The 6,496-nt window shown below is 48.3% G+C and carries 7 protein-coding genes; 2 read left to right on the top strand and 5 right to left on the bottom strand.

The genetic code is table 11. The features are described 5' to 3' along the window. The coding region (locus HX778_RS25020; protein WP_218167140.1) for a hypothetical protein at positions 1 to 230 on the top strand (230 nt) is incomplete at its 5' end. A 28-nt stretch (positions 231 to 258) separates the two neighbouring features. Next, the gene (locus HX778_RS13955; protein ID WP_145538375.1) at positions 259 to 417 is read left to right on the top strand and encodes a hypothetical protein; all 159 of its coding nucleotides are present in this window, start codon (positions 259 to 261) and stop codon (positions 415 to 417) included. On the opposite strand, the gene HX778_RS13950 is transcribed toward HX778_RS13955, so the two are convergent. The 5 genes from HX778_RS13950 to HX778_RS13930 all read right to left on the bottom strand — a co-directional run bounded on the left by HX778_RS13950 (position 414) and on the right by HX778_RS13930 (position 6,103). Continuing rightward, on the bottom strand, positions 414 to 1,028 hold the full coding sequence (locus HX778_RS13950; RefSeq protein ID WP_145538374.1) for a Fic family protein: 615 nt from the start codon (positions 1,026 to 1,028) through the stop codon (positions 414 to 416). The two genes, HX778_RS13955 and HX778_RS13950, sit on opposite strands and share 4 nt — an antisense overlap. Before the next feature lie 4 nt (positions 1,029 to 1,032). Next, positions 1,033 to 2,349: a site-specific integrase gene (locus HX778_RS13945; RefSeq protein WP_145538372.1), complete on the bottom strand. Its 1,317-nt coding sequence runs from the start codon at positions 2,347 to 2,349 to the stop codon at positions 1,033 to 1,035. An 848-nt stretch (positions 2,350 to 3,197) separates the two neighbouring features. Further along, positions 3,198 to 3,497: a DUF1889 family protein gene (locus tag HX778_RS13940; RefSeq protein ID WP_038475895.1), complete on the bottom strand. Its 300-nt coding sequence runs from the start codon at positions 3,495 to 3,497 to the stop codon at positions 3,198 to 3,200. 167 nt (positions 3,498 to 3,664) lie between these two features. Beyond that, positions 3,665 to 5,356, bottom strand: a complete 1,692-nt coding sequence (locus tag HX778_RS13935; RefSeq protein WP_176982344.1) for a methyl-accepting chemotaxis protein — start codon at positions 5,354 to 5,356, stop codon at positions 3,665 to 3,667. Between the two features lie 297 nt (positions 5,357 to 5,653). Next, on the bottom strand, positions 5,654 to 6,103 hold the full coding sequence (locus HX778_RS13930) for a hypothetical protein (protein WP_176982343.1): 450 nt from the start codon (positions 6,101 to 6,103) through the stop codon (positions 5,654 to 5,656). Between the last annotated feature and the right edge of the window lie 393 nt (positions 6,104 to 6,496).

Raw genomic sequence — 6,496 nt, 5'->3', positions numbered from 1 at the left:
TTATTAATGTGCGTCAAATCACAAACTGTAAAAATCAATCTAAAAAAAAGATTTGTATCAATGGTGGCAACTCAAGAATAACGCAACAGTCAAAAAATACAGATGACAAGAAAACTTATTGTATTCTGCAGCGAATAGATAACAATCAGCCTGATTTTTGGGTAAGACAAGGATACGTCACCCTTCAAACTTTCGATGATCGCCTTGCGACCCCCCTCCTTCCGAACTAGAATCAGTGCTGCAAAAGAGGCTCTCACCATGACAAAAAAAGCAGCACATACTCAGATCACTAGGACTCAAATCTACCGTGCCGTTGCCAGCTCCACCGCGATAGAAACCGGTGCTTCAGTGCAAAAAATTGAGCAGCAACTCAAAAAAAATCAGGCACAGGCAAAAGCCGTTGGCCTCGCCCGTTAATCTGGCAAGATGTCGCTCACCAGTTGCATCATAGGGCTGTAGTTCCCAGATACGCCAGCCTGTATTGCCTTGAAGTAAAACGCCTTGTGCTCATCCCACAGGCTGTAATCAAGTAAGCCCTTCCCTGCCAGAACCGACAGCACATCGCAAAGTAGCCGCGACAGACGCCCGTTACCTTCTCTGAATGGGTGGATCAAAATAAACTCCACATGGCATTCAGCCAGATAACTTACCAGCTCCAGACGAGCCAAGGATTTCAGTGCACCAGACTGAGCGAGAAACTGTTTCTCGAAACCATCGAGAAGAAGTGGAATCCTGTCGGCAGCAGCAAACTGAAAGCCATCCTTAGTTAAGTTGGCATTACGTAACCTCCCCGCCCAGTCATACACATTCCCCAGCCATTGGCGATGCCACCTGCTGATGTGCTCAAAAGCCAGCGCCTCAGGCGGCTGGCCCTCAATAAATAGCTGCTCATACAGCATCAGCAGCAAGCCAGATTCCAGCGCCTCCATTTCCTCTTCATCTGTGATCCCTAACTTATTAGCCAGTACCAAGTCTCCAGAGCCCGGCTGATATCGCTCTTCTGCTGAATTAAGCTCATATTTTGCCAAGCTCTTACCTCCGTCCAAACAAGTTCACAACGTTGTTTTCCTGCTGTCGCTGATAGTTGTTGACCCTATCTTCCCAGATCTCAAGCGCCCTGCGCTTTTCAGGCAAGTAATCATAACGGTCATAGTGTTTCGAGCTGACATCGTTCAAAGCATGATTCTGGATACGGTCACGGATCTCTTTGCTGATTCCTGCCTCTCCCATCAGCGTTTTACAGGTGCGACGTAAATCTCGCGCTGTGAAAACTTTAAACTCAGGATTAAAGGCCCGGAAATACATGATGGAACGCGCCAGGCTATCAGTACGTACCGGACGCTCACCGTTGGTTGATAGCGGGAAAATATAGGGGCTGTTACTTTCCTTAGTCAGCTCTTTAACTGAGGCTAATTCCTGTAGTGCCGAATCGGTCAGCGGTATCAGGTGCTCACGCTTGTTTTTCGAAACATCGGCTATGACCAATAACGTCTTTTGCTGCCAGTCGATCGCGCTCCACTGGCTGGCAATCATTTCAAACGGGCGCTGCCCGCCAGCATAAACACAGAAGCGGATAAGGAGCTGCATCAACGGCCCAACGTTGGTTGCCTGAGCGAACTGCTCCATGACAAAACGCAGCTCTTCCAGCGTTAACCATGTATCACCCACTTTTTCCGCCGAGGACTGCTTCGGTATGGCCGATACCGGATTAACTTCAAGCCCGAACGTAATACCCACGCTGGTATTCATCGGATCGTTATCAGCTTTAAGCCCGTAGTTGAATGCCGCCATCAGGTAGGAACGAATTCGGTTCGCATGGACCACCGCATCGCGCTGGATGATGCCAGATAAGATCGTTTTGATCTGTAATGGCGTGACATCCTTCGCTTTGGTCTCACGAGGAATGACTGAATAGCACTCTTTTTCAAGACGTTTCAGTACATCGACCCAGGTCCGCTTATTGTCGAGCTTCATCTTATTAACGTAACCATGCACCAGCTCTTTAAACGAGCCCTGCGAGCGATGAAGCTGCATGATGTGCTGCTCGGCCAGGCGTTGTTGCTCAAGCTCTTGCTGGGGCTCTTTTCCTTCAACAAGCCAGGCTCCGTACTTTTTCGCCAGCTCGTTGGCCGTCACCAGTTTCATCTCAGGCCAGATGCCTAACTGAATGAATTTCTCTTTCTTCCCTTTCTCAACGTAGTAACGGAAATAAAAAACTTTGCTGCCTGAAGGCTGAACCTTAACGCCAAGCCTGCCAGTACCACGTTGAGCGCTGTTGCTCCACACGTAGTACGCCGTGCTTTTTGTCTTCAATCCACGTACAGCAGTCTCGGTAAGATTAGCGGCCATGAGTTTACCTTTCTAAGGATAAGCGTTACCTGACCCGATGCCCATTTCGGGTCAGGTAATGGGTCAGGTAACGATAGTACAATGAGGAGATGAGAGAACCAATCAGAAACAAAAATAACATAGTAACCAATTGATTATAGACAATTAAAAATACAATAAGCGTCAATGACGAACGATTAGAAACATGCGAATTTTATGACTCATAATCGCTTGGTCGCTGGTTCAAGTCCAGCAGGGGCCACCAAATTTTAGCTTTAAAATCATATAATTAAGCCACCCGAAAGAGTGGCTTTTTTGTTGTTTCATTTTTAGATGGCGATAAAGTGTCGCTAACCTGTCCACCTTAAATGGCAGTTCAGCCGTACCTGGCGCATTTGATAAATAAGATCGTCTGCATCACACGAAAGGCTGAAAAAAACGTACCTTCCCAAATCAGCAAAGAGTTTTATGACTCTTCGGTCTGCTCCCGAGTCACGCGGCGTAACGCGTTTTGATAGTTAAATTCTGCAGCCTCCACCAGTCAGTTAAAAGCCTGAGTCGCGGTGATCAAGGCCGAAATATGTGTGCTGCCATCAGAATAGTGAACGCCGCCAGTGCGTCCTGCTGTGCATTCAACGCACGCAGTTCTTCGTGTAAATCAATATATGCAATCTGCATTTTTTTGGTTTTTCTTATATATGATGAGATCGACGTTCAGCCTTTATCCGAGTAAACATGCTCTGACTGATTCATTTATATAAACATTATACCCCTCACATCAATAAATTAGATGTTATAGCTTTTCCGTCTTAAAAAAAAAGCCAACTCTTCAGTCAGCCTTTTTATTTTCTCGATTACGGGTATTCAGGTCACACCAGCGCCCGGAGTTCTTCCTTCATGTAGGAAGAGAAATATTCAGGGTTTTTAATGATAAGGCGGTTACCGGACTCAACCTTGTCCGCCCAACCGGCAACTTTTTTGGTGAAATCGGCGTTCCATCCCTCCTGAACGCCTCGGGCCGTTACGTCGTCTGAGCTAGCCGGGACGCCCAGCTGCTTCAGGTAACTAAACATTCCCTTCGCGGTGCTTTCATCCATAGGGTCCGGCACGGAGGCCGTGGTGTTCATACCGCCAATGAAGTCTAATGCTTTATCAATCGCTGTTGTCATAATTTATCCTTAAAATCAACCGCTTAATAAATAAGACTGTGACACGCGAGATCAAATGTACCATTAATCAAACTTCATTTTTTCAGGGTCAGTCACGTTTAAAGCCTCTGACGCCTTATCAGTATCTGGATGCGGCTGCTCTGCACCCGGCAGGCAGCCGCTGAAGATTAGAACTTCTCCCAGTTATCTGAGCTCCCGCCGCTCACGGCAAGCGCGGTTTTACGCGTCGCTAAAACGGGTGCAGCCTGAACCAGCCGCGCGTTAGCCGTCGCTACAGCCTGCCCGGTATTGAAAATACTCATCAGTTGCACAAGCCTGGTGGCCTGATCGCGGAGGCTCTCGGCGGCGCTGGCTGACTCCTCCACCAGCGCAGCGTTCTGCTGCGTCACCTGATCCAACTGAGTGATAGCGACGTTGATTTGGACGATGCCCTGTCCCTGTTCTTCCGTGGTCACGCCAATCTCAGAGATCAGCCCGGCCACGCGGTGGGACTGCTGTACCAGGTCATCGATCGTCGTACCGGCAGAGCTAACCATATCCGATCCTTTTGTCACTGTTCGCATACTGTCCTCAATCAGGGTTTTGATCTCACTGGCCGCAGAAGCTGAACGCTGTGCCAGAGAACGCACTTCCCCGGCGACGACCGCAAAACCGCGTCCGGACTCTCCCGCACGGGCGGCCTCAACGGCGGCATTTAACGCCAGAATGTTTGTCTGGAAGGCAATACCGTCGATAACGCCGATAATATCGCCAATTTTCCGCGAACTGTCGCTAATCTCCTGCATCGTCAGCACCAGGTTATTCACAGCATTGCCGCTTTGGGTCGCCGTTTCGCTTGCCGAGTTTGCCAGGCGAGTCGCAGTGCGCACCGTCTCGGCATTCTGCTGAATAGTCTGGCTCATTTGTTCCATCGAGGCCGCCGTTTCCTGCAGGCTGGCCGCCTGCTCTTCGGTACGCTGGCTAAGATCGGTGCTGCCGGCCGCAATTTCGCTGGCACCAACAGAGATAGAATGGCTGCTATCACGCACTTCACGGACGATGCCTAAAAGGCGGTTGCGCATATCGTCCATGGCGGCAAGCAGGCTTCGGGTATCACCGCTCTTCAGCTCGACGGCCGTATTGAGCTGCCCCTCAGAAACCTGTTTGGCAACGGACACGGCATAAGCTGGCTCACCGCCAAGCTGGCCTTTAACCGCTCGCCCGATGCCCCAGGCAATCAAAGAGCCAATCACCGCGCTGATGATAGTAATAAGCAGCAGCAGGTTGCCCGAGAAGTGCGCTTCATCGACATAATTGCGCGACATTGCCACCGTGGTGCCGGAGTGATCGCCAATCATCTCACTCAGCGCGTCCAGTACCCTGGCCTGCGGGCCAACCACTTCATTGATAACCAGCGATCGAGCCGCATCGTACTGCCCTGCCGCGCTAACGCTCATCACCTTGCGCAGCGCCTGGGAATAGGCCGGGCGAACGCTATTCAGATTGTCGAACAGCTCACGGGAACGCTTAAGTTTTAGCGCCTTATCCAGCTGTTTTAAAAGGGTATTGTTATCGGTGATGCGCTTTTCCAGTACCAGGTTGGTTTTTGTAATGTAGTCCCGGCTCTCTGCTTCGGTATGCGGCAGCGTCGTGAACAACGCCATATCACGAATATCGTGGGCGTTGTCCGTAATATTGTCCTTAATTTTTACGATCAGCAGTAAATTCACCAGGCGGACATTCGCTGCGTAATTCAGGTTATTTCCAACAGAAACCAACTGCATTCTGGCAAATAATGCGACAAAGAATCCAATGGCGATGACCAGCGCAAAGCCAGCCCCAAGCATAGTGCTGAGCCGCATATTTTTCAGTTTGTTCATAAATCCCTCTGAGCTTTCATGGTTATATCGCAGGCAATAAGAGGAGGTAATCGGTAGAAATCACATCAACGGTTGCGACAGTATATTTTGAATTATCGGATTTTTATCGGCAGCTTATGAGACTTCTTTAGCTAATATTCACCAGGAACTTACAACAAGAAACAATGACAGAAAGATGACAATAAATGGTCACTACTTATATTTTTGATAAAATTAAAACTACTATATTTAGGAGTGGCAGCCCCTCCCCACTTTATGGTTAACGGAGCTGAAATTGATGAGTCCCTGGCAGAATAATTATTTATCCGCAATAAAGTGGTCGTCATCGCCTACCGGGATATAAACGCGAACCCACTCCTTCCCGTCGATGATATCCCAGCTATGCCCTTCACCCGCCGTATCGGCCGCAAGCAGCACCGTACCTGGCTCGATGATGAAAGTTGAGCCGTCGCTGACCTTAAACTTCAGCCTGCCTTTAAGGGTCACCACGTACTGTTTTTTCGGCGCCGGATGCACGCCTTTCTGCCACTCTTCAAAAGTATTACTGAAGTAGAGATTCTCGGAAGAAAGTTTTGCCAGGGAAGGAATTGAGCCTTTTACAAATGCAGAGTGATTATTCGCGGTGTTAATCAGTTTCACGGCTGGAATACGGTGTTCGCTAATGCCTTTTTTAGGCTCTTCTGCATGCCCAACCATTGCCATCAACAAACCTGTGGTCGCCAGCAGAAGTCGTGTTATTTTTTTCATGATAATGTCCAGAGTTAATTTCACCCAGAGATACTCTGAGTAACAGATCGCGAGGTTAAGAAATAAATGTCGGATTAGTACATCAGAGGCGATGAATTTCGTCAACAGCTTACAACACAAGTTTATTTAGTTAATAAATTAAATATAAATAAAGAAAATAATTCAGCCCTAAAAAGGGATTCTCTTCGTCACCATTAATTTAATTCGAGCATAAACTCACTTATCGTTAAGCTAAAAAAGAATGACTGAGAACCAAATAAACTAAATACAGGCAGTGATAACCAGAATTTGGCTTATGGCCAGGGATAAACGTTATTCGCCTGATTCGTTCAGCAACGAGTCCGTTCTCAAAAAGGCAACGCAATGCGCCATTTTTGCTGCTTTAACGATGCC

Source organism: Cedecea sp. P7760, from assembly GCF_013386425.1.
Lineage (GTDB): Bacteria > Pseudomonadota > Gammaproteobacteria > Enterobacterales > Enterobacteriaceae > Cedecea > Cedecea selenatireducens.
This window is presented reverse-complemented; position numbering and strand designations above follow the sequence as displayed.

Excerpts from the sequence above, each read along its gene's own strand:
- HX778_RS13955 (WP_145538375.1), top strand. The coding sequence starts at position 259 with ATGACAAAAAAAGCAGCACATACTCAGATCACTAGGACTCAAATCTAC.
- HX778_RS13945 (WP_145538372.1), bottom strand. The coding sequence starts at position 2,349 with ATGGCCGCTAATCTTACCGAGACTGCTGTACGTGGATTGAAGACAAAA.
- HX778_RS13940 (WP_038475895.1), bottom strand. The coding sequence starts at position 3,497 with ATGACAACAGCGATTGATAAAGCATTAGACTTCATTGGCGGTATGAAC.
- HX778_RS13935 (WP_176982344.1), bottom strand. The coding sequence starts at position 5,356 with ATGAACAAACTGAAAAATATGCGGCTCAGCACTATGCTTGGGGCTGGC.
- HX778_RS13930 (WP_176982343.1), bottom strand. The coding sequence starts at position 6,103 with ATGAAAAAAATAACACGACTTCTGCTGGCGACCACAGGTTTGTTGATG.